Here is a 24,045-nt window from a genome sequence, read left to right as displayed (position 1 = left end):
ATATTTTGTGTATGAATATTTTTGAATAAATTATATTTAAATATCTTTATGCACTTAAATATTAAAATATAATAACTTTTTACAGCTTAATTATAACATGAATATAACTATTTTTGTGATACAACTGCATATTGATAAGTTTTTGCCTTAAATACTGCAATTATAATTTATACATCCTCATTTATATAATATATCTTTTTCAACAAAAAAAGATTAACTTTTGCAAAAGTTAATCTTTCCATATAACAAAATATTTAATTATAAAATAATCTAAAAATAAAAAGGACTCCCACCAATAAATTCTTTTAACAAAGACTCATGAAACACTAAATTAGAATCAAAAGATTTAAAAAAACTTAACAAATTTAAAAAATACTGAGCTTTATCAAAATACTTACTTGTTTCAGGAATTTGCAATAACAAAGGAATTAAATATGGTTTCAAAACATTAAATTCATAAATTAATTCAGAATTGAAAACAAAATCAGCTTCTTGTTGATTAGGATAAATCCATCTAAACTCCCCTTTTCGCACAGAATCCCAAAACTCAAAAGTCCTTAAAATAGTAGTATTCCTAGAAATATAATCTCTTATAGCTCTTCTTAAAAACCTCACATCGGTTAAATGTAAAGGATTGTGGAAATCTAGTGATAATTGATGTTGTGGGACAATATAGATTTGAAATTTTTGTAATCTTGGAATAAAAGGAGTAAGTTTAGGGTTTATGGCATGTATTCCTTCTACCAAAATAATATGATTATGGGTTTGAATATCTTTTTGGGTATGACTACGAGTAACAAAATCAAATTGGGGAATAGTAGTCTTTTTGCAAGTCAGCAAATCATAGATATTTTGATTAAATAAAGGAATATTTAAGGCATCAATACTTTCAAAATCAAAGGAGATGCCATCTTTTTCTTTGGGAATATCTTTCAAAGGCAAATAATAATTATCCATAGCAATAATAAAAGTACAAATTCCAAACGCTTGTAATTGTAATTGTAATCTTTTAGCAAATGTAGTTTTTCCACTAGAAGAAGGACCCGAAATATTAATAATTTTAAGATTGGAGGCACGTTTAGCAATTTTAGTACTTAATTGTTGCAACTGATTTTGATGATTAATTTCTGCAAGATTAATTAAATTAAATTGACTTTGAGCAGTTTTGGCAAATTGATTAATTTGGGAAACATTTTGCATTTGAATAGTTTTTTTAAAAACCAAACTTTGAGTAAGCATTTGTTCAAATAGAGGTTCTTGTTGAAAAGGAGGAATTTTTTCATCACTAAAAGGAGTTACAAATTGCATAACAAACCCATTTTGATGATAAAATAAATGATATTTATCTAAATAACTAGTGTTAGGAACTAAACCTTGATACATATAATTACAATAGTTTTGGCAAAAATAAAGGGTAGCAAAGGAAGGAGCTTTTTGTTTGAGGAGACTAATTTTATCCCCAAATCCCAAAGATTGATAAATTTGCAAGGCTTTTTCAAGGGGCAATTTCTTTTTGGTAATATCTAATTTTTGCGATACTAACAAATGCATTTCTTCTTTAATTTTTTGAAACATTTCTGGCAAAAAGGTAATTTCTTTGGGAAAAGATACCAAAATACTAGAAGAACTATAATAAGTAAAATGTAATGAAATATTTTCAAAAAGTTTGTAAGATGCCATAGCAACTAAATATCTTAAACTAGCTTCATAAATGTTTACAGCCGCAGCGTTCCAAGCGCCTAAAAAAGTAATTTGATTGATGGGGGCATGCAATTTAAAGGTAAGTTCTTTTAATTTATTGTTTACTTTAGCAGCATAAACATTTTTAAGGTTTAATTGATTTTTTAAAGTCTCTAAACTAGTGTTTAAAGGAACATTTAGGATGTTTTGATTATAATAAACTTTTAGCACGATTCCCTCTGATACTGATAATATATTAAAAACCTCAATTAAGAGGTCTTTTTCTAAATAAATAAAATTATTGTAATGTTTGTGAATTGCAATAAATAATATTGAAAAATAAAAAAAGGTAAAAAAATAATTAAAATGTGGAGGTAAATTATTGGAGCGTTTCAAAGTTTTTAAATAAAGCCTTTATCTAATAATTGCTTTCTTAAAATATCTGCTTGGGCAAAATCTCTACATTTTCTTGCATCTTGCCACAAAAAATATGTTTGTAAGTCTGTTTTTGTTGGTTTGTTAAATGGAATTGCAATTCCTAAAATATTTAAAATTAATAATAAAGAGTTTTGAAATTGGGATAACTTATCCAAAATTTGGGTTTGATGGGTTTGTTTAATTGTTTGTTCCATTAAATCAATTACTTTATGAGTAGCCAAATCATCTTGCATTAATTGATGAAATAACTGCATTATATCTTGGTCTAAGGCTTGGCAAGAAAATTGATTAACTTTTAAATAAAAATTATTTTTAGTTAAAAAATCAGTTATTTTTTGGTATTTTTGTTGGGCTTGTTCCATCAAATCATAACTAAAATTGATTGGCTTGCGGTAATGAGTACTCAAAATTAAAAGCTTTATTATGCAAGGATTGTATTGTTTTAATAAATCTTTACACCAAATAATATTTCCTAAAGATTTAGACATTTTTTGATTTTGATAATCTAATCTTTCTACATGCATAAAAAAATTAGCTAGTTTTTGGTGGCTATGGGATTGTGTTTGGGCAATTTCATTTTCATGATGAGGAAATTTTAAATCTGTACCTCCTCCATGAATATCCAAAGGCAATTTAAAAAGTTGCTCGATCATAGTTGCACATTCAGTATGCCAACCAGGACGCCCTGCAAACCAAGGACTTGGGTATGTAATACCTTGCGAAGTTTTTTTCCATAAAATAAAATCTCCTGGAAATTCTTTTTGGGGGTCTAATTGTTTACGTGCATTTTGTTTAAGTTGGGATAAATCTTGTTTTTTGAGTTTACCATAATCATCAATTTTAGATACACGAAAATATATTCCTTGATCGGTAAAATAAGCAAATCCTTGGTCTAAAAGAGTTTGGATGTAGACAATCATAGAATTGATATATTGAGTAGCTTGAGGTTTAAAATTAATGGTTTGAATGTTTAGAGTTTTGAGGAGATTGTTGAAAGATTTAATATATTTATTGGCTAAATCTTGTTCCAAAACTTTGTTTTTAAGGGCATTTTCAATAATTTTATCATCAATATCAGTAATATTTACTACATAATATACCCTAAAATTAAGCATTTCTAAATATCTTTTCACTGTATCAAAAAAAATTAACGGTCTGGTGTTCCCTAAATGCAGGTGATTATAGACAGTAGGTCCACAAACATACATGTTAATTTGGGGCGGATAGGCAGGGTTAAAAAATTCTTTTTTGCGAGTTAAAGAGTTATAAATTTTTAGCATTAAAGAAATCCTTTTTGTTTGGAAAATGGCATAAAGAAAAATGAAGGTGGTAAATAAAAGAAAAAAATAAGGGTTAAATTGCGATGGGATGAATTATATAAAATAAAATGATAAGTAAATTAAATTAAATATGAAATATATAAATATTATTTTTCAAATGGAATTAATTAAAATTTTTGGGCTTGTTCTAAAACATAAGATAGATTTTTAAGTACTTGTTTTTTTCCTAACAATTCTAATAAAAGGGCGATACTGGGACCATGCATTTTGCAAGTAGTTCCGATACGCAAAGCCATAAAAAGTGTTTTTTTAGCAAAATCATTTTGGTTAGTAACTTGTTTAATGGAATTAGCAATAACATCTTTTTCAAATACAATAACATCAAAAACATTATAAAAAGTTTTTAAAATAAGGGTTGTTTGGGGATTAGTTTGTAAAAAATGTGTAGCTTCTTGCGATAAAAAAGGTGTGGATTGAAAAAAAAGTTGATAAAAATCTGTGATTTGTTGCATATAATTCATTCTATCTTGAAACAAAGCCACAAATTTAGTCATCCACTCTTTGTCATTTGTAGGAGCGGTTGTAAGAGCTAAATATTTTTTTTGCAAAATAAATGATGCAATTACTTCTGGAAGCAACTTTCTTAAATGTTGATTATTCAAATAATCTAGTTTAGTTTTATCAAACATAGCAGGAGCTTTGTTGAGGCGTGCCACATCAAATAAATTAATTAATTCTTGGGGACTTAATATTTCGGTTTGGCTTAAAGGACTAAATCCTAACAAAGATAAGAAATTAAATAATGCTTGTGGCAAGTATCCTAATTTTTCATATTGTTCAATAAATTGCATAATATTAGGATCTCTTTTGCTTAATTTTTTTTTGTTGTCGTTAAGAATTAAAGTCATGTGAGCAAATTGAGGAAGATGCCATTGGAAAGCTTGATAAATCATAATTTGTTTAGGAGTGTTAGTGATGTGTTCTTCTCCTCGAAAAATATGAGAAATCTGCATTAAATTATCATCAATGACAACTGCAAAATTATAAGAAGGATAGCCGTTTGATTTGAGGATAATAAAGTCTTCAATTTCTTGACTTTGAAAAGTAAGTTTGCCCCTAATTAAATCATCAAAGGCAAAAGTTTGATTGGTAGGAACGCGAAATCTTATGGCAAAAGTGGTGTGTCCTTCTTGAAATTCTTTGTAAGCGAGATCTTGATCAAGTAGTTTTTGGGCGTATTTTTGGTAAATGGCAAGTCTTTCTGATTGGCGATAAGGTCCAAAAGGTCCTTGGATATCGGGCCCTTCGCTCCAATCAATTCCTAACCAACGTAAATTTTTTAATTGAGAAGCCTCGCCGCCTTCAACATTGCGTGAAAAATCGGTGTCTTCGATGCGGATGATAAACTCTCCTTGATTGTGTTTGGCAAACAAATAATTGAATAAAGCAGTGCGGGCATTTCCTATATGCAAAAAACCAGTAGGGCTTGGAGCATAACGAACTTTAATTTTTTTCATAGTTACAGTAAGGGTTTTCCTTTTAATTTAAAATCGATAGAGGAGGTGTTGGTGGAAAATTTAAAAAAAAGGAACTTTTTGACAAAGTTCTTTTTTGGATTAACGTTTGGAAAATTGTGGTGCTCGACGAGCTTTTTTTAAACCGTATTTTTTGCGTTCAACACAACGATCATCGCGAGTTAATAAACCAGCTTTTTTTAAAATGGCTCTTAATTCGGGGACACTTTCAATTAAAGCGCGTGCAATTCCTAAACGAATAGCGCCTGCTTGAGCTGAAAGCCCTCCGCCGTTTACATTCACACTTACATCAAAAGCTTCTCTTTTTTCAGTTAATTCTAAAGGTTGAATCATTTCTAGGCGTGTTGCAGGTAATGGTAAATATTTTTCAAAATCTCTAGTATTGATTGTAATTTTGCCAGTACCATTAGTTAAAATAACTCTTGCCACAGCACTTTTACGACGACCAGTACCAAAATAATTTACTTTTTTCATCTAATTAAACCTCTAAACTTTCTGGTTGTTGCGCTTGGTGATTGTGGGTTTGTTCGGCATAAACAAATAATTTTTTACCAATTTGTGAACCTAATTTAGTATGAGGAACCATTCCTAAAATTGCTTTTTCAACCATTCTTGTAGGAAATTTACGCATCATTTCTGAAGCTACAACTTTAGTTAAACCACCTGGATAACCTGAATGTTTGTAGTAAGTTTTTTGTTGCCATTTTTTGCCAGTTAAATGAATATAGGCAGCATTTACAACAATAACATAATCGCCATTGTCTATGTGTGGCGTGTAATGTGTTTTGTGTTTTCCTTTTAAAATGGAAGCCACTTTGGTAGCTAATCTGCCTAGGGTTTTGCCCTTAGCATCTATTAGGTGCCATTTAGGTTTTACTGTTGTTTTATTAGCCATTAAAGTTTTTTGATTGTTTTTTGGTTGCAATTGTTCTTTCATGGAATTTTCTCCTTATTATTAATGAAAAAATAGTGATTAATTTTATGTGTGTATTTGTGTTTTGTTTGAAAGCAACAAAAACAAAAGAGTTATGAAATCTTTTGTAATTTAGATATGAAATAGTCTTAATTATTATGAAATAGTAATTTTTTATTTTCAACATTCTCTTAATATTTTACTAAAATAATGTCATTAAGTCAAGTAAAAAAATCATTTTGTCAACTTTTTTAAAAAAGAATGCATAAATTGTGTAAAAAAAATGAAAAAAGAGGATAATGGTTGGATGGTTATCAGATAATTTTGATATTTTTTATATACAAATAAAAAGTCCCAAATTTACTAAACATTAAGGGAATTTTTAAAAGCAAAAGCAAAAGCTTTGCCTTTCAGCACTTCTACTAAAGCAAAAACAAAGTCAAAGACGGTTATAGGAGAACGCGAAGTTACAAATTTATCACTAATAACAGCTTTTTGGTCTGGCAAATAAGTGCCTTCAATAAAATGATTACAAGAAGGAAAGCAAGTAAAAGGGTGATTTTTTAATAAATCTAGTTTGCCTAGAAACATGGGAGCGGCACAAATAGCTCCAATAACTTTATTAGCATCAACAAATTTTTGAATTAATTTTAATAAAAAAGTTTCTTTTTCAATAATTTGCGCTACGTAAGGTCCTCCAGGAATAACTAAAAAATCGTATTCTAAAGGATTAATAGTAGCTAAATTGGCATCTGCTTTTACACAAAGCCCACTAGAAGACATAACTTCTAATTGGGGATTTAGAGTTGCAGTTGTTAAGGGAAGGGCTACGCGATTTAATAAAGCTCTTGTGACTAAAGCCTCACAATCCTCAAATCCGTCATATAAAACTAATAAACCTTTCATATTGTTCCTTGTTGTCTCCTTTTTAACTTTGTTATGCTTTTAGTTGCGTGTGTGTGTGTTTAAGTAATTTTTGGGGGGTTGGGGTTGTTTTGAGTAAATTAAATGCAAGGAAAATAAAAATAAAAAAAACACCACAAAAGCTGTGATATTTGAATTATTAATTTTGGTTTGCTAAATATTTTACTAAATTAAGTCTTTTGCTGTTTTTCATAAACAAACCTCTTTTAGAATGAAAATCATGAGGGTGTTGTTTTAAATGTTCACTTAATTGTTTAATTTCTGCTGATAAAATAGCAATTTGAACTTCAGATGAACCTGTGTCTTTTGCAAAACGTGAATTTTGTTTAATGATTTCTTGTTTTTGTTCTTTGATTAATGCCACGTAAAAACTCCTTTTTTTAATTTAAATTTGGTTGAATTTGATAGGTTTTAGGTTTGATAAAATTATTAATTAATGTTAAACTTTTAAAAACTGGTCCACATCAAGAACAAAAATCGTTGCTCCGCCCACAGAAACTTCGGTAGGAAAAGAATTATAAGCACTAAACTCATTGATGATATTGTTTGGAATCATTTGAGTTTTTTTATGAGAATGGACTTTTATAATTTCTAAAGCTTTGGGTACTTGTTCTTCTTTGACTCCTAAAATAAAAGTTGCATTAGCTTCTTTTAAAAAACCTCCTTTAGTAGCTAATCTAGTTGTAAAAAAACTATTTTCTATTAAAGATTGTTGTACTTTGTTAGCATCGTGACTAGAAACGATAGCTATAATTAATTTCATATTATCCACAAGAGTATTATACATTATTTTACTTTATTTGATGAAAAAAAAAAGACTAAATTGCGGAAAAAAATGATAAAAAAGTTGGTGAGAGGAAAAAATTGGTAAAAAATGGATGTAATTAGCGTTTATCAAGGGCAAAAGCAATGCGATTTCCTAAAAAATAAACTGTTTGAGTTAAAATAAAGGTAAGCAAAGCAGATACTATAATTAAATCAAAGCGAGTAAAAAAGGGATCAAAATCATAATGTCCGTTATAGCCATTATCAATTGCCACTGCTGCAATACCTTGATGCCCTACAATTTGCAAAACAGAAGAATAAGCAAGGGAAGTGATAAAAAGAGAAGCTAGTTTGAAAATGATATCAGAACGGGTTTCTGTTAACAAAAATTTAGTCACAAATTGAAATTTAGTTGCTCCAAGACTAAATGATGTTTGGTATAATTCTGGATTAGTAGTTAAAAAAACTTGTTCACAATGACGAGCAAAAAGAGGAGCAATAGCTAAGACTAAGAAAAAAAGGGCAGTACCAAAGCCATAACCCATGCGAAAATAAGGGATTAAAATTAATTTTAGTAATAAAACAATTAAGATTAAAAAAGGAGTAGAAATGAAAAAATTCATCAAACTATTTATAATCCAATATCTTTTATAATGTTTTTGTATTTTGAATAAATATAATAAAACTCCTAAAATAAGCCCTAGAAAAAAAGCAATAAAACAACCTATTAAAGTAATTTTAAAAGTTTCTTTAAAACCATTCCATACCAATTGATTTTTAGCTAAAACATTCCACAAACGAATAAAAATATTATTTTCCATTGAGTTTTTCCATTAATTAGAAGCAGGAGCGGCGCCTGTTTTGCCTAAATATTTATCTTTAATGTTTTTACTTATTTGTTTAACTTCTTGGGTTGGAATCATATAAAAATTGGTTGCAAATTGGCTTTTTTCCATATATGCAATAGCTTCTGCTTCTTTTAAAATATCTTGTAAAATTTTAATTTTCCAGTTATTTTTATTATTGTTAGTAGTCACTAAAGAAATGGTATAAGAATAAATAATATCATCTAAATTAGTGGGTTTTTGCATTATTCCTAGTGATATAAAATTATTTATTCCCAATCCCATAAGAGTAGGATAATTAAGACATAAATCAAAATCATTAGGAGCAAGAAATCTAGATGTAATTGTCATTAAATTCGATTCAGTAGTGTATTCTATGTCAGGATATAAATTAGTAGGTTTAAAATCTGTAGTTTTTAAATTAAATTGTTCTTCAGTGCTAAGAGTGCGTTCTGGATTTATTTCTTCAATAATTTTTAATTCTTGCAACACGCGCAAAGCTAAAGAACGTTGAAAATTGTCTTGTGGCATCAAAATTTTAAGGTTGTTAGGATGATTGTTTTTTTGAATTCCTTTTAAATTACTAAAAGTATTAGGTTTAGCAAAAAGCCCAAATTTAGCTAAATAAACTGCTTGGCTAAACGTTAATTTATCTTGATCTGGAATATTTGGATTTTCTTTATTAAAAATATTTAAATCATGTACATGAGCGTCTAATTTAGCATCAACTTTTTTGTTTAAAAGTAATTCATTGGTTTGTTTAAATCCAGAACTTATATATTGAACATCTAAATCAATATTGTATTCTTTTAAACGGTCTTTGGCATATTCTTCTAAAAAATATTTAATAGTTGGCAGAGCAGTTGCTACTGTTAATTTATGGTTTTTTTGGTTGGAAGGGGTATGAGCTAAAGATTTTTTAGCATCCCAAAGAAAATAACCCAAAAGCAAATTACACAAAAGAGAAATAGTTAATAAGGCAAATAATAGATTTTTTTTAGTTTTGGAAGATAAAGAAGATAGTTTAAACATGTAATGTGTCTCTTTTCTAAATAATTTTATTTATTAATATTTTGTTGGACAAAAACATTTGTATGATAAAAAAGGATAAGAAAAAGGATAAAATTTAGATAAAAATATTTTGATAAGAAGTAGCTTCAAATTTACAAGAAGGATTAAGGGTAGCAATTTTAGCTAATTTTCCTTGCTCCAAAATAGCTACACGATGGCACAAACTTTTAATTACTGCAACATTATGAGAAACCAAAACAATGGTAGTTTTTAGTTTTTGATTGGTTGTTTGCAATAACTTCAAAATCTCTTGACTTGTCATTTCATCCAGGGCAAAAGTAGGCTCGTCACAAAAAATAATTTTAGGCTCGTAAACTAAGGCACGTGCAATAGCTACACGTTGTTTTTGTCCGCCCGAAAGCGTTTTAGGATAGGCAGTTGCAAATTGGCGAAGTCCTACAAAATCTAGTATTTTATTTACTTTAGTAGTAATTTGTTCTTCTGGAGTGCTTCTTATTTCTAAAGGAAGAGCCACATTTTCAAAAAGATTTAAATTACTCAAAAGATTAAAATTTTGAAAAATCATAGCACTTTCTAGATGACTAAAAGCTTTTTGCATGGAAGAATTAGCATTTTTATCAGGCAACATAAATCCATTCATAATTTTTAATAAAGTAGTTTTGCCAGAACCCGAAGTTCCTACTAACCCAAAGATTTCGCCTTTCAAAACTGCAAGTGAAATGTTTTGTAAAACTGGAAATTTTTTTTTTTAAGGAAAAAAGTTTTCGAAAGATTATTAATTTTAATCATAAATAATTCCTTGTTTATTGTTTTTTTTAATTTAAATGATTGGAAAGTTGGAAAGTGGGTGAAAAAAATAAAAAGTTTAAAACACAAATGATAAAGTAAAGATAAAAAAGTTTAAAGCATTAATTGGAGTTGTTAAGAGATTGTAAAAGTTTTTCAAAATTAGCAGGTAAGGGTGCTTCTAAAATAAGATTTTGATTGGTGATAGGGTGGTTGAATTTTAACATTTTGGCATGCAAAAATTGACCTAAAGGAGTAATATGGTGTGATGAACCATAAAGTAGATCTCCTATAATAGGACGTTTGAGGAAGGAAAAATGTGCTCTTAGTTGATGAGTTCTTCCTGTTTCCAAATTAAATTCCATCAAAGAAAAGTGAGAAAAACGTTGCAAAGTTTTAAAATGAGTAACAGCAGTTTTACCGTCTGGAATAACTTGCATTTTTAATCGATTATGAGGATTTCTTCCAATAGGCAGTTTGATAGTGCCTTTATCTTCTAAAAAACCTTCAATTAAAGCCCAATAGATTTTGGTAATTTTTCTTTGTTGGAACGCAATTTGTAGTTTGTCGCTTACATCATTATTTTTGGCAATAATTAATAAACCAGTAGTGTTTTTGTCAAGTCTATGCACGATACCAGGTCTTTGGGTATCTACATGACTTAAAGTTGCAAATTGGTACAACAAGCCATTAACTAAGGTTGTTTCTTGAAAAATTAAAGAAGGGTGTGCTACCAAATTGGCAGGTTTATTAATAACTGCTAAATAGGGGTCTTCGTAAATGATGTCTAAATTAAGATTTTGAGGAGTTTGTAAATTAACAGATTCTTGAGTTTGAGGGATAATAACTGTAATGAGGTCTTGGGCTTTGAGCAAATAACTTTTTTTCGCAGGTTTGGAGTTGACCAAAACTTGTTGTGCCAAAATTAATTTTTGACATTGACTTTTATTTAAATTAATGTGAATTAATAAAAAATGATCTAAACGTTGAAATGCCTCACTGGCAGAAATAAGAAACTCTTTTTTTTCATTCATGTAAAAGGCCTTGTTTTCTAAAAGTTAAAAAAATGTAGTAAAAGAATTGGGTTTCAAAAATAAAAAAAAATAATAAAAAGGTTAAAAAATCAAGAAAAAACATTGGTGATAAATTTAAATTATCATAACAAAAACCAACTCTAAGCAAGCTTAAATTTGGTGTTAATTGTAAAGATATTTTTGGTTTTTGCAAAAAACTATTTTTAGAAATGAAAAAATAGATTGGTTTTGGGTTTATTCGGAATCTGTTGACACAACTTCTGGAGAAGTTGTTTCCTTATTGTTTGGATTTGATTCGTTTGATTCTTGGTTGTCTAAATTGGTTGTTGTTTTCAATTCATCATTTAAAGGAGTTGTATCAGTGCTAGTTGTTTCGTTGTTGGAAGGCATTTGAGAAGTTGGTTGGGTTGGTTTGTTGGCTTCTTCTTTTTCTTTTTCCCACCAAGCAATTTTTCCTGTAGCTACAATTTCATCAATATCTCTTTTATTAAGAGTTTCAATTTCAAGTAAATATTTAGCGATTGTGTCAAGCAAATCTTGGTTTTCTTGAATAATTTGTTTGGCTTGTTGATAACAATTAGCAATAATTTTTTGAATTTGTTGGTCAATTTCTAAACCTTTAGGATCAGAAAAATCATTTTGGAAAGTATTTCCTGAATATTGCACTGGTCCTAAATCACTCATGCCGTATTTAGTTACCATCAGTTTAGCTATTTGCGTAGCGTGTTTAAAATCGTTGTAAGCGCCGTTAGAAACGTCGTCAAACATTAATTCTTCGGCAACACGTCCGCCCAGAAAGGAAGTAATTTGGGCTAATAGGGTTTTTTTGGAAGAAAAGAAAGTTTCTTCTTGAGGAAGCATTAAGTTGTATCCGCCTGCGTTTCCGCGGGGAATAATGGTGATTTTTTGCACTATTTGGGCAAAAGGAATTTTAATTCCAATAACAGCATGCCCTGCTTCGTGATAAGCTACCATACGTTTTTCTTTGTCGTTGTATTTTTTAGATTTTTTAGCAGGTCCAATTAAAATACGGTCTAAAGCTTCGCTGATATCTTTTTTATTGATAAAAGTAGCATTTCTTCTAGCAGCTAATAAAGCAGCTTCGTTTAAGGTGCCTTCTAATTGAGCACCACTAAAACCTGGGGTTTGTTTAGCTAATTCTTCTAAACTAATTTCTTCTGAAAGTTTTTTATTACTTGCATGTAATTTTAAGATAGCTTCACGGTCTTTAACATTTGGTAAAGTAATATTAAAGTGACGGTCAAAACGTCCAGGACGCAAAATAGCTGAGTCAAGAACTTCGGGTTGGTTAGTAGCTGCAATAACAATAACACCCATTTTTTGGTTAAAGCCGTCCATCTCTACTAAAAGTTGGTTTAGGGTTTGTTCAGAACCGTTACTCCCACCAATATTGGAGCCTCTTTTTCTAGCAACTGCCTCAATTTCATCGATAAAAACGATACAAGGAGCTGCCAGTTGAGCTTCTTTAAAAAGATCTCTGACACGTGAAGCACCAACACCTACATAAACTTCATCAAAATCAGAACCTGAAGCAGCAAAAAAAGGAACGCCTGCCTCACCTGCAACTGCTTTGGCAAGTAAGGTTTTTCCTGTACCTGGAGGTCCATACAACAAAACTCCTTTAGGAATTCTTGCTCCCATAGCAGCGTATTTGCGCGGGTTTTTTAAAAAGTCAATCAATTCTGACATTTCTTCTTTTTCTTCATCAGCTCCTGCTACATCTGAAAAAGTAAATCTTTTTTGATTGATAATAACTTTGCGACTTTTAGAACCTTTTTTACCAGGGGCTGATGCCAAAATTTCTTGTCCCATTTGTTTGATAGTATCGGCAAAAAAGAGAAAAAAACAGTAAAAAATTAACATTGTTAAACATTGTCTAAATACCCAAACAACAGGTTCATAACCATTCCAAGGTCTAGGATCTACAGAATCAATTTTATATTTGTATTTGCCGTTTGGTTTTTTGTCAAATACTTTTTCACAAGGCATATTAAAAAAATCAATTACTTTGCCGTCTGTAGTAGTAACTACAACATTACAAAAATATGAATTAAAAAGGTGAGGTTCATAAATAATTTTTTCAATTTTGTTATCTTTTGCAAGTTCATCAAATGTATTGTTATCTTTTTTTGCATTCTTATTAAAATAACAATAAATAAAAGTAGCACCTATTAAAATTACAGCAAAATAAAGGACGCCCATATGGAATTTTTTAAAAATTTTATCAAAAAATGACATAAATTAACCTTTCTTGCAAGAAATTATCTTTGAGTTAAACATTGAAATCAAATATTTTAATGTTTGGAGTTTAATTTGGGATGGATGTAATTTCTGCATTTATTTTTTTGGATTCTCATTTTTAATTTGTTTGAGAAAAACAATTTGAAGAAGTAAAAAAGTTTTTAAAAGCTAAATAAATCTTGGATTGGTTTCCTAAAGTTAGGTTGATATATAAGTGAGGAATAAATAAAATATTGTCTAGATTGTCTACTACTAACCATAAATTATTTCTTTGAGTAAGGGTCACTTTTTTTTCAATTAAAAATTTTTTCAATTTTTTAGTGCCAAAACTAAATTTTAATGTGTCTTTTGGTTGGCGCAAACGCACTTTTAAAGGAAAACTAACTTTTTGAGGATTATAATTGAGGGATTGTAACGAAGGAGAAATGCAAGCAAGACAAAGATTACATGTAGAAACACACAACAAAGGTTTTGACAAAGCAAAGGAAAGTGGTGGTGCAGGCCTAATTAATGTAATGTGCTTGTAATCTTTAATTAAATGCCACTCAAAATTAAGATGCCAAGATAAATTAGGCTTATAAGGATTGTTAATGCCTTTGATGATATTTTCGATAAAAATAAAACTTTTAGTAATATTTTGTTGTTCTAATAATAATAAAATGATATCTTTTTGAATAACTAAATCAAGGTTTAAAAAAGGTGCAAGTGCAAAAGAGTTTGGTGAGTTACAACTATGATTTGTGTGTTTTGTAAGAAATAAAAGAGTTTGTTTGCGAATAAAATTATAGGCTTGCAAAAGAGTTTGTTGGTATTTTGGGATATTTTGCAAAAAACTAGTTTGGGTTTTTAAGTAAGGAATAACTTGGTGCCTGATTTGGTTTCTTTGATAAGTGAGGTTTTGATTGGTGTAATCTTCCAAAAAAGGGATTTGGTAAAAAGCAGCATAACTTATGATTTTGGCTTTGGGAACGTATAAAAAAGGTTTCAAAAAAATGAAATCTTGCCAAGAAGTTTGGATCTGCATGCCACTATAACCTAGCAAAGTGCTGCTTCTAGTTATTTTTTGTAAAATAGTTTCTGCCAAATCATCTAAATGATGGGCTGTTAAAATAAAAGGGGTTTGGTGCTTTGTAGCTATTTGCATTAATTTTTGTTGTCTTAATAAACGTGCTTGGGCTTGAAAGTTTTTTTGGAGGCAGTTAAGTTCAAAATAATGGAAACAAAGGGAGTTTTGCAGGCAATAACTTTGGACTAATTCTTTATCTTTCCAAGCATTAGGGCGTGCTAAATGGTTGAAATGCACAACTTGCAGTTTTATTTTTTGTGCCACCAAACAATGAAGTAAAGCCATTGAATCAACGCCGCCACTTACAGCTATAATATAGGTCTGATTGGCATCTAGAATACAAGCAAGTTTGATATTTTTCATGAAACATCCTTAATTACAATTGCATTTGAATTTAAGTTTTAGGGTATTGAGTTGTTCTTGGTCAACTGCGCTGGGAGCTTCTAACATCAAATCTTTTGCACTTTGGGTTTTAGGAAAAGCAATAACATCTTTGATATTGTTGGTTTTGGTAAACAACATCACAAGACGATCAAGACCTAGGGCAAGTCCTCCATGAGGTGGGGTGCCGTATTTAAGGGCTTCGACTAAAAAACCAAAACGAGTTTGCACTTCTTCTTGTGAAAATCCTAAAAGACTAAAAATTAATTCTTGCGTTTGGGGATTGTTAATTCTTAACGAACCACCACCCACTTCGTAGCCGTTCCAAACTAAATCATAGGTTTTGGCAAGAGCTTTTTGAGGATTGCTTTTCAAAATAGCAATATCACAAGGAGCAGTAAAAGGATGATGCAAAGAATAAAGACGGTTGGAAGTATTTGAGTTTTCCAAAGTAAGATCTGGTTGGGGCAGGTCTTCTTGAGTAGTTTCAAACAAAGGAAAATCAACAATCCATAATAACGCTTCTTGAGTTGTATCAACCAAAGATAAATCAAGGGCTAGTTTGGTGCGAAAAATACCTAAAGCTTTGTGCATAATGTCTTTTGTGCCAGAAACAACAAAACAAATTTCTTCATTTTTTAAAAAAGAATCATCTTTAATAAATTGAGATATTCCACCTATAATTTTATCATTTTTTTTAACAAAAGAAAACAATTTCAAGTTAAAATGTTTACTAAAAAACAATTGATACTCATCTAGTTTTCGGCGTGTCAAAACTGCTGTTTTAGAAACTTTAAAGCCTTTAATGTTGCATGAAAACATATTTTGGGGGCAAGTGGTAGTATCAAAAAAAGTAGTAAAATCGGTGATTTTAAGGGGATTTCTTAAATCTGGTTTATCAGAACCATAAAGTTCAAAGGCTTGTTGATAAGTTAATCTTAAAAAGGGTTGAGAAAGTGGTTTTTTCCAAATATTGGCAAATAAATCTACTATAATTTCTTCTGTTAAGGACATAATTTCATCTTGATTTAAAAAAGATGTTTCAATATCGATTTGACTAAATTCAGGTTGTCTATCAGATCTGAGGTCCTCATCGCGGAAACAACGTGCTACTTGAAAATACCTTTCAAATCCTGCAATCATGTATAATTGTTTAAAAAGTTGGGGAGATTGAGGAAGGGCATAAAAATTACCTGGATAAATTCTGGAAGGCACTAAATAATCTCTTGCTCCTTCAGGAGTTGATTTAGATAAAATGGGAGTTTCTAGTTCTAAAAAATCATTTTTCAAAAGAGTTTGACGAATACTTTGGGTAATGTGGTGTCTTTGAATCAAAAAATGTTTAACTTCAGGATTTCTTAAATCCAAATAACGATATTTAAGTCTGGTTTCTTCTAAACTTTCTTGACTGTGAAACACATTTAAAGGTAAGGTTTGAGCCTCACTTAAAATTTCAATATGATATACTAAAATTTCAATATCACCAGTTGGCAAATCAGGATTTTTATTGATTCTTTCAATTACTTGACCTTTAATTTGCACGACTGTTTCTAATTTAATTAAAGCTATTTTGTCGTATTGTGGATTATTTTCTTTAACTAATAATTGAACGATACCAGAAACATCACGTAAGTCAAAAAAAAGAGTTTTTCCCAAGTTGCGTTTACGAAAAATAAAACCTTTTAGAAAAACTGTTTTTCCTTGATGGGCAAGTTGTAATTGATTGTTATAATGGCTATATTTAGTTTTCATGAATTAATTTAACTCCTTGTTGTTTTGAAAATAAGAAACAACATCTTTTTGCAATATGGTGGTTTGCTGTTGGGTGTCAGTATTTTTGATTGTAATTTGATTGTTGTCAAATTCTTTTGGTCCCAGAATTAAAAGATAAAGGGGTTGTTGTTTTAAGGCTTGTTTGAGACTTTTGGAAAAAGATAAAAACTGATAATTAAGATCGGCGGAAAAACCTTGATGGCGGAGAGTTGTTGCAAGTGCAAGTCCTTGATAAAAAAATTGCGGCACACTAACTAATATAAAGGCATCCAAAGAAGGTAAGATATTTTTATTGCAAAAGGAATGAGTGGCTAAAATCGACATTAAACGTTCCATGCCTAAGGCAAAACCAATACCAGGCGAAGGGTTCCCTCCAAATAAAGTAACTAAATTATCATAACAACCACCCCCACCTAAAACTGCTTGATGTCCTTGTTCGTTATTATAAACAATTTCAAAAACGCTATGAGTATAATAATCAAGTCCACGGACTAAATCATGACACAATTCAAAATTAACATTCATTTGTTTAAGCCCTTCTAAAACTTGTAAAAAACGAACTTTGTCGTCCTCAACAAGATGGTCAAAAATGCGTGGTGCTTGCTTTAAAAAAGGTTCGTTGTGACAATTTTTACAATCCCAAATACGCAAAATATTTTTTTCAAATCTTTCTTGACATAAAGGACATAATTGTTGATAGTGTGTTTGTAAATAGTTTTTAAAAACTTGTAAATAATTATTGTATGTAGTTTTACATCCCAAAGAATTAATCTTCACAGTAATATCACAAATCCCTAATGATTTGAGGGTTTCATAGGCAAGAGCAATTACTTCTACATCTAAAAAAGGGCTTGATTGTCCTAAAATTTCTACTCCTACTTGATGAAATTGACGATAGCGTCCTTTTTGAGGTCTTTCATAGCGAAAACAAGGTCCATAATAAAAAAACTTGTGTAATTGTGAGGTTTTATCTAATTTATTTTCCACATAACTACGAATAACACCAGCAGTTCCTTCGGGACGCAAAGTAATAAAACGTCCTTTTTTATCTGCAAAAGTATAAGTTTCTTTGGAAACCATTTCTGAATGTTGAGCTGCTCTATCAAAAACACCACGATATTCAATTATAGGGGTTCTTATTTCTTGCAAATGATACTTGGTAAACAAAGTGCGAATTTGATTTTCTAGTTTTTGCCAACAAACCATTTTATCTGACATCAAATCATAAGTACCTTTAATTTTAGAAAACATCTTTGGGCTCCTTTGTTTTTGGGGTTGGTTTGGGTTTTAATTTTGTGATGATTATTTTTTTGTTATTTTTTTGTTGTTTTGGGATAAAAGTTTTGATAAAGCTTTTTGGGTTTTTGTTGTTGAAGATTTTATATTTTTTAATTTTTGGTGCTAATAAAGCTTTAAAAATACATGAAAATGATTTAAAAAATACACACAAACACACAATAAACAAAATAATTTTAATAAGGCATCATTAATATATGGAGTAAAATAAAATAAATGGGGAATGAATAATTGTCTGCATTATAAATAATAAATTATTTAATTATTGATTCTTTGAATTTGATAAATTTGCGAAATTTTATATAAATTAGTAATTAGATTATTTAATTCTTTAGTATTAGCTATTAAAATCCTAATCTTAATAATAGTTTCTAATTTTTGTTTATTAATAACATTAAATTCTAAAATACTTACACTAAAACTGTTAATTTTATTAACAATTTGTTGCACTAAAGTATCTTTGGTAGAAGCAATAATACTAATCCAAGCAGGATATTTAGCAATAGTAGGGTCTTGTTGCCATGAAGCAGTAATTAATCTTTTTTCATCACATTGAGCTAAATTATTACATTCCTTGCGATGCACAATAATACCTCTTCCTTTAGTGACAAATCCTAGGATTTCGTCGTTATAAACAGGGGTGCAACAACTTGCCAATTTTAATTTAGGATTTCTAAGGCCTTCAATAATAACACCTGTCTCACTTTGATGTTTGAGTTTTTTATGCGATTTTGCCATTTGTTTTTGCAAAATATTTTGACTTAAAGTTTCTTTGGCTAAAACAAGCAATTTATTAATTACTGACTTAGGATTTAATTGTTTTTTAGCAATTTCATAATAAAAATCATTAAGAGTTTGAATATCGTAACGCTCAAAATGTTTTTGGACAAAATTATTATCAATCAAGGAAAGTTCAATTTTATTGGCAGTTAATTCTTTTTCAATAATATCTTTTCCTTTTTGAATCTCTGCTAAATATTCGGTTTTATTTTCTTTGATATCTTTTTTTAAAAAACCTTTAATTTTTCTTTTGGCATGTGTTGTTTTTACCATGCGCAACCAGTCTTTATTAACTGATAAAATATTTTTATTGGTTTTAATCGAAATAATATCACCATTTTTGAGTTGATAATCAATTGGTACAATTTGCCCGTTAATGATGGCTGCTGTCATTTTGCTTCCTACTGCGGAATGAATACGAAAGGCAAAATCAATGGGGGTAGAACCTTTGGGAAGCTCAAATACTTCTTGAGTAGGAGTAAAAACATAAACATTATCACTTAAAATATCATTTTTAATAGAATCTACAAATTCTTTGGGTGTTTCTTCGGGATGATTTTTGGCATCCATAGTAATTTTAACTAATTCTTGATACCATCTTAATTTTTTGGCAAGTTCTAGTTGTTTAGCTTCTTGGGCATAAGTTTTATTTTCTTTATAAGCCCAGTGAGCAGCAATTCCTTTTTCAGCAATTTCATCCATTTCTTGAGTTCTTATTTGCATTTCAAACAAAGAGCCATCCTTAGTTAAAACAGTTGTATGCAAAGATTGATAAAGATTAGGTTTAGGAACTGCAATATAGTCTTTAAATCTTAGGGGAAGTGGCGAAAAATGACCGTGAATAATCCCTAAACATTGATAACACAAATCCACAGTAGGCACAATAATTCGAATAGCTAAAAGGTCAAAGATTTCTTCAAAACTAACTTTTCTTTTAACAATTTTTTTATAAATACTATAAATATTTTTGACACGCCCTTTAATAGTGTAATTTTTGAGTTGGTGGCTGTCTAAAAGAGATTTAATATTGGTGATAATTTTGGTGATTGATTCTTCACGTTGTTGTTTTTTTAACCGAATTAAATTAGAAACACGATAGTATTCTTGAGGAAAAGCATATCTTAGAGACAAATCTTCTAATTGTGATTTAATTTCAAAAAGCCCTAAACGATGTGTTAAAGGAGCGTGAATTTCTAAGGTTTCTTTGGCAATACGTAATTGTTTTTCTGAAGGCATCGCATTTAAAGTTTGCATATTGTGCAAGCGGTCAGCAATCTTTACAATAACAACTCTAATATCTTTTGCCATTGCTAAAAACATTTTTTGTTGATTATCGGCATGTCCTTGATTTTTGTGAAAAGCAATTTTGGTAAGTTTAGTTGCCCGATAAACTAAATAAGCCACGTCTTCGCCAAACAAAGAAGTTAAATCTTGCATAGTAGCATTAGTGTCTTCCAAAACATCGTGGAGTAATCCTGCCATTAAAGTATTGGGTTCGCTGTTTAATTGTGCCAAAATTTTAGTCACTGCACAAGGATGAATAATATAGGGTTCTCCTGTAAAACGTGTTTGCCCGTGATGTTTTTCTTTGGCAAAAAGATAGGCTTGAGTAATTTTTTGCAAAATGGTGGCATCTTGAATATTTTTGGAAATCACAGCCATTAAATTTTGATATAATGTATCTTTTTCTAAAGTTAAATCGGAATCTAAAATCATCTTATCACCTTCTTTTTTAAGGATTTGCAAAAAAACGCAAAGAAAATAAAAGAAATCAAAAAATAAATTAAGTGTATAGTCTTTTTGTGCCTTGAAAATAAACTTCTTTAATAACGCCTGCCCCACAACAAATATTGTTATCATAAAAAGCACATATTTGCCCTGGAGTTACTGCTTTAATTGTTTGAGGATAATGAATTTCTAAGTTGTTTTGGTCTAGCCAAGTTAAAATAACGTCTTGATTGGGTTGGCGGTATCGCATTTTGGCTTGTAGGTGCAAATTGGTTTTTTTGCCGCGCCAAACAATATCACCAATTAAGGCTTTGTCGCTGTATAAATAAGGATGTTTGCTACCTTGTTCTACGTATAAAGTGTTAGTTGGAAGGTGTTTGCCAACGACAAACCAAGGTTTTTGGCTGGGAACATCACCCAAACCTAAATTTTTACGTTGCCCTATGGTATAATACATTACTCCTTTATGATGTGCTAAAAAAGTCCCATCCAAAGTTTTAATATCACCTTTTTGAGCGGGTAAATAGTTGCTTAAAAATTGAAAAAAATTTCTTTCACCAATAAAACAAATCCCTGTGGAATCTTTTTTAGTGGCATTAATTAAATTATTTTCTAAAGCAATTTGGCGTACTTCTTGTTTTGTGAGATTGCCCAAAGGAAACAAAATATTTTGTAATTGTTTAGTTGTTAGTTGTGATAAAAAATAAGTTTGATCTTTGTTTTGGTCAACAGCACAAGCAAGTCGTGGAACTAATTTTTGGTCTGAAGAAGTTTCATATATAATGTTAGCATAATGTCCCATAGCAATATATTGAGGGGCAAGTTTTGTTGTTGCATAATCAATAAAAGCTCTAAATTTAATTTCATTATTACACAAAATATCAGGATTTGGAGTAAGATTATTTTCAAAGGCTTTGATAAAAGACATAAAGACTTTTTGCCAATATTCTTCAATAAAATCAACACGATGCAACTTAATTCCTAGTTGTTCAGACACTTTTAAGGCATCTTTATAATCTAGTTCTTGCGGGCATATGTCATTTAAAGTGGGATTACCTTGGATATCAAAATTAAGATTGCTATCCCAATTACGCATAAAAAATGCTTCTACCAAATAACCTTGTTTTTTTAAAAGAAAAGCAGCAACGGCACTATCAACTCCACCTGATAAACCAACAACAACTTTTGTCATTTTTTGCTCCTTTTCTTTGTTTTTAATTTGTTATGTGTGTGTGTTTTGATTTGTTATTTTGATGATATTTATTGATGTTTTGAGATTTTATATTTTTAGAACTTTGATTTATTGCTTTTTATTCTTGTCTTTGTAGATAAATAGGAAGCAAAAATTCGTTTCTGGGCGAAAGACTATTTTCTAAAACTTTAGGACCTGGTGCCATATTTTGTCTTTTAAATTGATTTTGATAAAAAGTTTTCAGATATGAAACAACTAATTGATTGCTTTTTTCTGGACTCAAATCAAAGGCAATTTGTAACAACCAAGCAATTTTGGTTTTGGTAAAACCTTTTTTAATGTGGCAACAAAGAATAAAATCTTCCATAATTAATTTTTGATTGATGTTTTCTTGCACTAATTTTTGATATAATTTTTTTAAGGCAGGTGTAATTTGTAAATAGTTTTTTTCTAAATGATAAAGTAATAATTCTTTGACTAAAACATTAGGAACGCCAGCATTGACATTATAAATGTGGTCGTAATGACTACGAGGATTGTTTTTTCCTAAAGCCATATCCGAAAAATTATTATTTTCTAACAACAAAAACTTTTGTGTTTGGGAAGCTAATTCCTTTAAAAAAACTTGATCTAGGTCTTTGGGACAAGAAGCAAGTTCGTTTGACAAAGTAGAAATGTTGTTAATATCGTTGAATAAAGTAGCTGTTTCATTTGCTTCATTTATTTCATTTGTTGCGCTTGTGTCATTTGTGGCATCAGTTAGATTAGTTGTGTTAGTGGTGGCATCATTTTTGTCAAATCCCAAAAAGGCTAACAAATCTTTTTTCTTTAAAAAACTACTTTCACAAATGTGGCAAACTCCTTTGGTTTGTAAAAAATCTTTGAGGAGTTGATAATGAGTTTGGTTGGGAAAAAGAAGTGGATTTAGGATTACAATGAAATCTTCTAACGGTTTTTGCAACAAGGAAAAGCTTTGAAAAGCAACTACCAAAGTTAACAAATCATTAATATTTTCAGTAATTTCTACAATTATTTTGGCGTTTAAATTGTTAAGTTTAGTTTTGAGTGCTAATACTTGGATTTCATTTGCCAATTTTAAATGCGAAGCAACATTTGATTGAGGAATAAAAGGCGTTTGATTAATTGGTTTTTCAAAGTGATAATGGGGCGTTTCTTGGAGTTCAAAATAAGCTTTTAAAAAAGGATGTTGTTTTCCTATTCTTTGGTCACCATAAGTAGTATCAATTCTTCTTTGAAATTTAATTAAATCAACACAAACATCAACTACTAAACTTACATCTTGATTGAATAAATCTTTTTCGGCGACCATTTCGCCTAACAAAGCGGCCATTTTGTGATTAGAAAATAAATTATCAACAGTAGATTCAGTAATTCCGCTACTAGTGTAAAAATAGCCTCCAATTTGTTTGCGCGAATGATCAAGAACGGCATTTTTTCTTAAATCAAGTTTGCCTATGTGATCGGTTGAGGCAGAAGGATTAAAAATTAAATGAGCGCCGTTTAAGGAAAGTAGATCACCAGGAGAAAAGACAGTCCATAAATCTTGACAAATTTCTACTCCAAAAATAAGATCAAATTGGGAATTAATAAATAAAACATCTCCAAAAGGAACTGTTTGACCCAAAATTTGGATATATTGGGATTCGCAGGTTTTGCCTGATTGAAACCATCTTTTTTCGCTAAATTCTTTATAATTGGGAATAGTTTTTTTAGGGGTTATTCCTAATATTTTATCTTTTTGAATGATAACTGCTACATTAAATAAAACTTCATGCAAAGCAAGAGGCATACCTAAAATATAGACTCCTTCAAAAGAATTATTTTTTAAAAGCCAATCTAGAGCTTGAAAATTTTGTTCTAAAAAAGTAGTTTCAAAAAAAAGATCTCCTGCTGTATAACTACTTAAACAAAGTTCGGGGAACAAAACAAAACTGGCTTTACTTTTGTTTAGAACATTTTGCATACTATAAGCATTTTTTAAGGGATTACCTACTGTTAAAGGAGGGCTTGCTAATTCAATTTTAATAGAACCGTTTTTGTACATTTTCTTTCATTTGCTTCCTTAGTTATTCATTATTTAATAATTAAAGATTAATATTTATGATAATTAATATTTTTTATTAAGATAATTAGTAATAATAACTATAATTTTTATTGTTTATATTTAAATAATTTAATAATTTTTTATGATGTTAAATAAATTGATAAATATTTAATTTATGGTTTGGGATGATAAAAAAAAATAAAACCATTATATATATTATATAATTTTTTAATAATTTTCTTAAATAAAATTTTATAATTGATTTTTTTT

At 29.7% G+C, this 24,045-nt stretch carries 19 protein-coding genes; all 19 read right to left on the bottom strand.

The features are described from left to right. Window positions 1-270 precede the first annotated feature (270 nt). The 19 genes from BHE82_RS01055 to BHE82_RS00955 all read right to left on the bottom strand — a co-directional run bounded on the left by BHE82_RS01055 (window position 271) and on the right by BHE82_RS00955 (window position 23,775). The gene (locus BHE82_RS01055; RefSeq protein ID WP_257608381.1) at window positions 271-2,076 is read right to left on the bottom strand and encodes a nucleoside kinase; all 1,806 of its coding nucleotides are present in this window, start codon (window positions 2,074-2,076) and stop codon (window positions 271-273) included. A 5-nt stretch (window positions 2,077-2,081) separates the two neighbouring features. Continuing rightward, window positions 2,082-3,398, bottom strand: coding sequence for a cysteine--tRNA ligase (cysS, locus tag BHE82_RS01050; protein WP_071345453.1), 1,317 nt, complete (start codon window positions 3,396-3,398; stop codon window positions 2,082-2,084). Window positions 3,399-3,565: 167 nt separating this feature from the next. After that, window positions 3,566-4,915 (bottom strand): glutamate--tRNA ligase, encoded by a 1,350-nt coding sequence (gltX, locus tag BHE82_RS01045; protein ID WP_071345452.1) that lies wholly within the window; start codon window positions 4,913-4,915, stop codon window positions 3,566-3,568. Window positions 4,916-5,014: 99 nt separating this feature from the next. Next, window positions 5,015-5,407: a 30S ribosomal protein S9 gene (gene rpsI, locus BHE82_RS01040; RefSeq protein WP_071345451.1), complete on the bottom strand. Its 393-nt coding sequence runs from the start codon at window positions 5,405-5,407 to the stop codon at window positions 5,015-5,017. A gap of 4 nt (window positions 5,408-5,411) precedes the next feature. Beyond that, complete coding sequence (gene rplM, locus BHE82_RS01035) at window positions 5,412-5,870, bottom strand: 50S ribosomal protein L13 (RefSeq protein WP_071345450.1); 459 nt, start codon at window positions 5,868-5,870, stop codon at window positions 5,412-5,414. A 339-nt stretch (window positions 5,871-6,209) separates the two neighbouring features. Next, window positions 6,210-6,752: a DJ-1/PfpI family protein gene (locus tag BHE82_RS01030; protein ID WP_071345449.1), complete on the bottom strand. Its 543-nt coding sequence runs from the start codon at window positions 6,750-6,752 to the stop codon at window positions 6,210-6,212. Between the two features lie 157 nt (window positions 6,753-6,909). Continuing rightward, window positions 6,910-7,134 (bottom strand): 30S ribosomal protein S15, encoded by a 225-nt coding sequence (gene rpsO, locus BHE82_RS01025; protein WP_071345448.1) that lies wholly within the window; start codon window positions 7,132-7,134, stop codon window positions 6,910-6,912. 75 nt (window positions 7,135-7,209) lie between these two features. Further along, window positions 7,210-7,533, bottom strand: coding sequence for a cyclic-di-AMP receptor (locus BHE82_RS01020; protein ID WP_071345578.1), 324 nt, complete (start codon window positions 7,531-7,533; stop codon window positions 7,210-7,212). 121 nt (window positions 7,534-7,654) lie between these two features. Further along, window positions 7,655-8,356: an ABC transporter permease subunit gene (locus BHE82_RS01015; RefSeq protein ID WP_071345447.1), complete on the bottom strand. Its 702-nt coding sequence runs from the start codon at window positions 8,354-8,356 to the stop codon at window positions 7,655-7,657. Between the two features lie 12 nt (window positions 8,357-8,368). Continuing rightward, window positions 8,369-9,412 (bottom strand): MetQ/NlpA family ABC transporter substrate-binding protein, encoded by a 1,044-nt coding sequence (locus tag BHE82_RS01010; RefSeq protein WP_071345446.1) that lies wholly within the window; start codon window positions 9,410-9,412, stop codon window positions 8,369-8,371. Window positions 9,413-9,506: 94 nt separating this feature from the next. After that, window positions 9,507-10,118 carry an ATP-binding cassette domain-containing protein gene (locus tag BHE82_RS01005; protein ID WP_257608380.1) on the bottom strand — a complete coding sequence of 204 codons (612 nt, stop codon included), beginning with the start codon at window positions 10,116-10,118 and terminating at the stop codon, window positions 9,507-9,509. A 202-nt stretch (window positions 10,119-10,320) separates the two neighbouring features. Next, a complete protein-coding gene (locus BHE82_RS01000) occupies window positions 10,321-11,232 on the bottom strand; it encodes an RluA family pseudouridine synthase (protein ID WP_071345445.1) in 912 nt (303 codons plus the stop codon). A gap of 234 nt (window positions 11,233-11,466) precedes the next feature. Then, window positions 11,467-13,491, bottom strand: coding sequence for an ATP-dependent zinc metalloprotease FtsH (gene ftsH, locus BHE82_RS00990; RefSeq protein WP_071345443.1), 2,025 nt, complete (start codon window positions 13,489-13,491; stop codon window positions 11,467-11,469). A 121-nt stretch (window positions 13,492-13,612) separates the two neighbouring features. Continuing rightward, on the bottom strand, window positions 13,613-14,923 hold the full coding sequence (gene tilS / locus BHE82_RS00985; protein WP_071345442.1) for a tRNA lysidine(34) synthetase TilS: 1,311 nt from the start codon (window positions 14,921-14,923) through the stop codon (window positions 13,613-13,615). Between the two features lie 9 nt (window positions 14,924-14,932). Beyond that, the gene (gene aspS / locus BHE82_RS00980) at window positions 14,933-16,693 is read right to left on the bottom strand and encodes an aspartate--tRNA ligase (protein ID WP_071345441.1); all 1,761 of its coding nucleotides are present in this window, start codon (window positions 16,691-16,693) and stop codon (window positions 14,933-14,935) included. A 3-nt stretch (window positions 16,694-16,696) separates the two neighbouring features. Next, window positions 16,697-17,965: a histidine--tRNA ligase gene (gene hisS, locus BHE82_RS00975; RefSeq protein WP_071345440.1), complete on the bottom strand. Its 1,269-nt coding sequence runs from the start codon at window positions 17,963-17,965 to the stop codon at window positions 16,697-16,699. Between the two features lie 303 nt (window positions 17,966-18,268). After that, window positions 18,269-20,506: a RelA/SpoT family protein gene (locus BHE82_RS00965; protein ID WP_071345438.1), complete on the bottom strand. Its 2,238-nt coding sequence runs from the start codon at window positions 20,504-20,506 to the stop codon at window positions 18,269-18,271. 67 nt (window positions 20,507-20,573) lie between these two features. Continuing rightward, window positions 20,574-21,737, bottom strand: a complete 1,164-nt coding sequence (gene mnmA, locus BHE82_RS00960) for a tRNA 2-thiouridine(34) synthase MnmA (protein WP_257608387.1) — start codon at window positions 21,735-21,737, stop codon at window positions 20,574-20,576. Between the two features lie 91 nt (window positions 21,738-21,828). Continuing rightward, on the bottom strand, window positions 21,829-23,775 hold the full coding sequence (locus tag BHE82_RS00955; RefSeq protein WP_071345436.1) for an NAD+ synthetase: 1,947 nt from the start codon (window positions 23,773-23,775) through the stop codon (window positions 21,829-21,831). Window positions 23,776-24,045: the final 270 nt, after the last annotated feature.

Origin of the sequence: Rice orange leaf phytoplasma, assembly GCF_001866375.1 — a bacterium.
GTDB classification, from domain to species: Bacteria; Bacillota_I; Bacilli_A; order Acholeplasmatales; family Acholeplasmataceae; genus Phytoplasma; species Phytoplasma asteris.
The sequence above is the reverse complement of the archived record's forward strand: the minus strand, read 5'-3'. Positions and strand labels throughout refer to the sequence as shown.

Bases quoted from the DNA above. Each gene is read 5' to 3' on its own strand.
- BHE82_RS01030 (WP_071345449.1), bottom strand. From the start codon at position 6,752: ATGAAAGGTTTATTAGTTTTATATGACGGATTTGAGGATTGTGAGGCT.
- ftsH (WP_071345443.1), bottom strand. From the start codon at position 13,491: ATGTCATTTTTTGATAAAATTTTTAAAAAATTCCATATGGGCGTCCTT.
- hisS (WP_071345440.1), bottom strand. From the start codon at position 17,965: ATGTTTTCTAAAATTAAAGGTACTTATGATTTGATGTCAGATAAAATG.
- rpsI (WP_071345451.1), bottom strand. From the start codon at position 5,407: ATGAAAAAAGTAAATTATTTTGGTACTGGTCGTCGTAAAAGTGCTGTG.
- gltX (WP_071345452.1), bottom strand. From the start codon at position 4,915: ATGAAAAAAATTAAAGTTCGTTATGCTCCAAGCCCTACTGGTTTTTTG.
- cysS (WP_071345453.1), bottom strand. From the start codon at position 3,398: ATGCTAAAAATTTATAACTCTTTAACTCGCAAAAAAGAATTTTTTAAC.
- aspS (WP_071345441.1), bottom strand. From the start codon at position 16,693: ATGAAAACTAAATATAGCCATTATAACAATCAATTACAACTTGCCCAT.
- BHE82_RS01015 (WP_071345447.1), bottom strand. From the start codon at position 8,356: ATGGAAAATAATATTTTTATTCGTTTGTGGAATGTTTTAGCTAAAAAT.
- BHE82_RS00965 (WP_071345438.1), bottom strand. From the start codon at position 20,506: ATGATTTTAGATTCCGATTTAACTTTAGAAAAAGATACATTATATCAA.
- BHE82_RS01020 (WP_071345578.1), bottom strand. From the start codon at position 7,533: ATGAAATTAATTATAGCTATCGTTTCTAGTCACGATGCTAACAAAGTA.
- BHE82_RS00955 (WP_071345436.1), bottom strand. From the start codon at position 23,775: ATGTACAAAAACGGTTCTATTAAAATTGAATTAGCAAGCCCTCCTTTA.
- tilS (WP_071345442.1), bottom strand. From the start codon at position 14,923: ATGAAAAATATCAAACTTGCTTGTATTCTAGATGCCAATCAGACCTAT.
- BHE82_RS01010 (WP_071345446.1), bottom strand. From the start codon at position 9,412: ATGTTTAAACTATCTTCTTTATCTTCCAAAACTAAAAAAAATCTATTA.
- BHE82_RS01000 (WP_071345445.1), bottom strand. From the start codon at position 11,232: ATGAATGAAAAAAAAGAGTTTCTTATTTCTGCCAGTGAGGCATTTCAA.
- rplM (WP_071345450.1), bottom strand. From the start codon at position 5,870: ATGAAAGAACAATTGCAACCAAAAAACAATCAAAAAACTTTAATGGCT.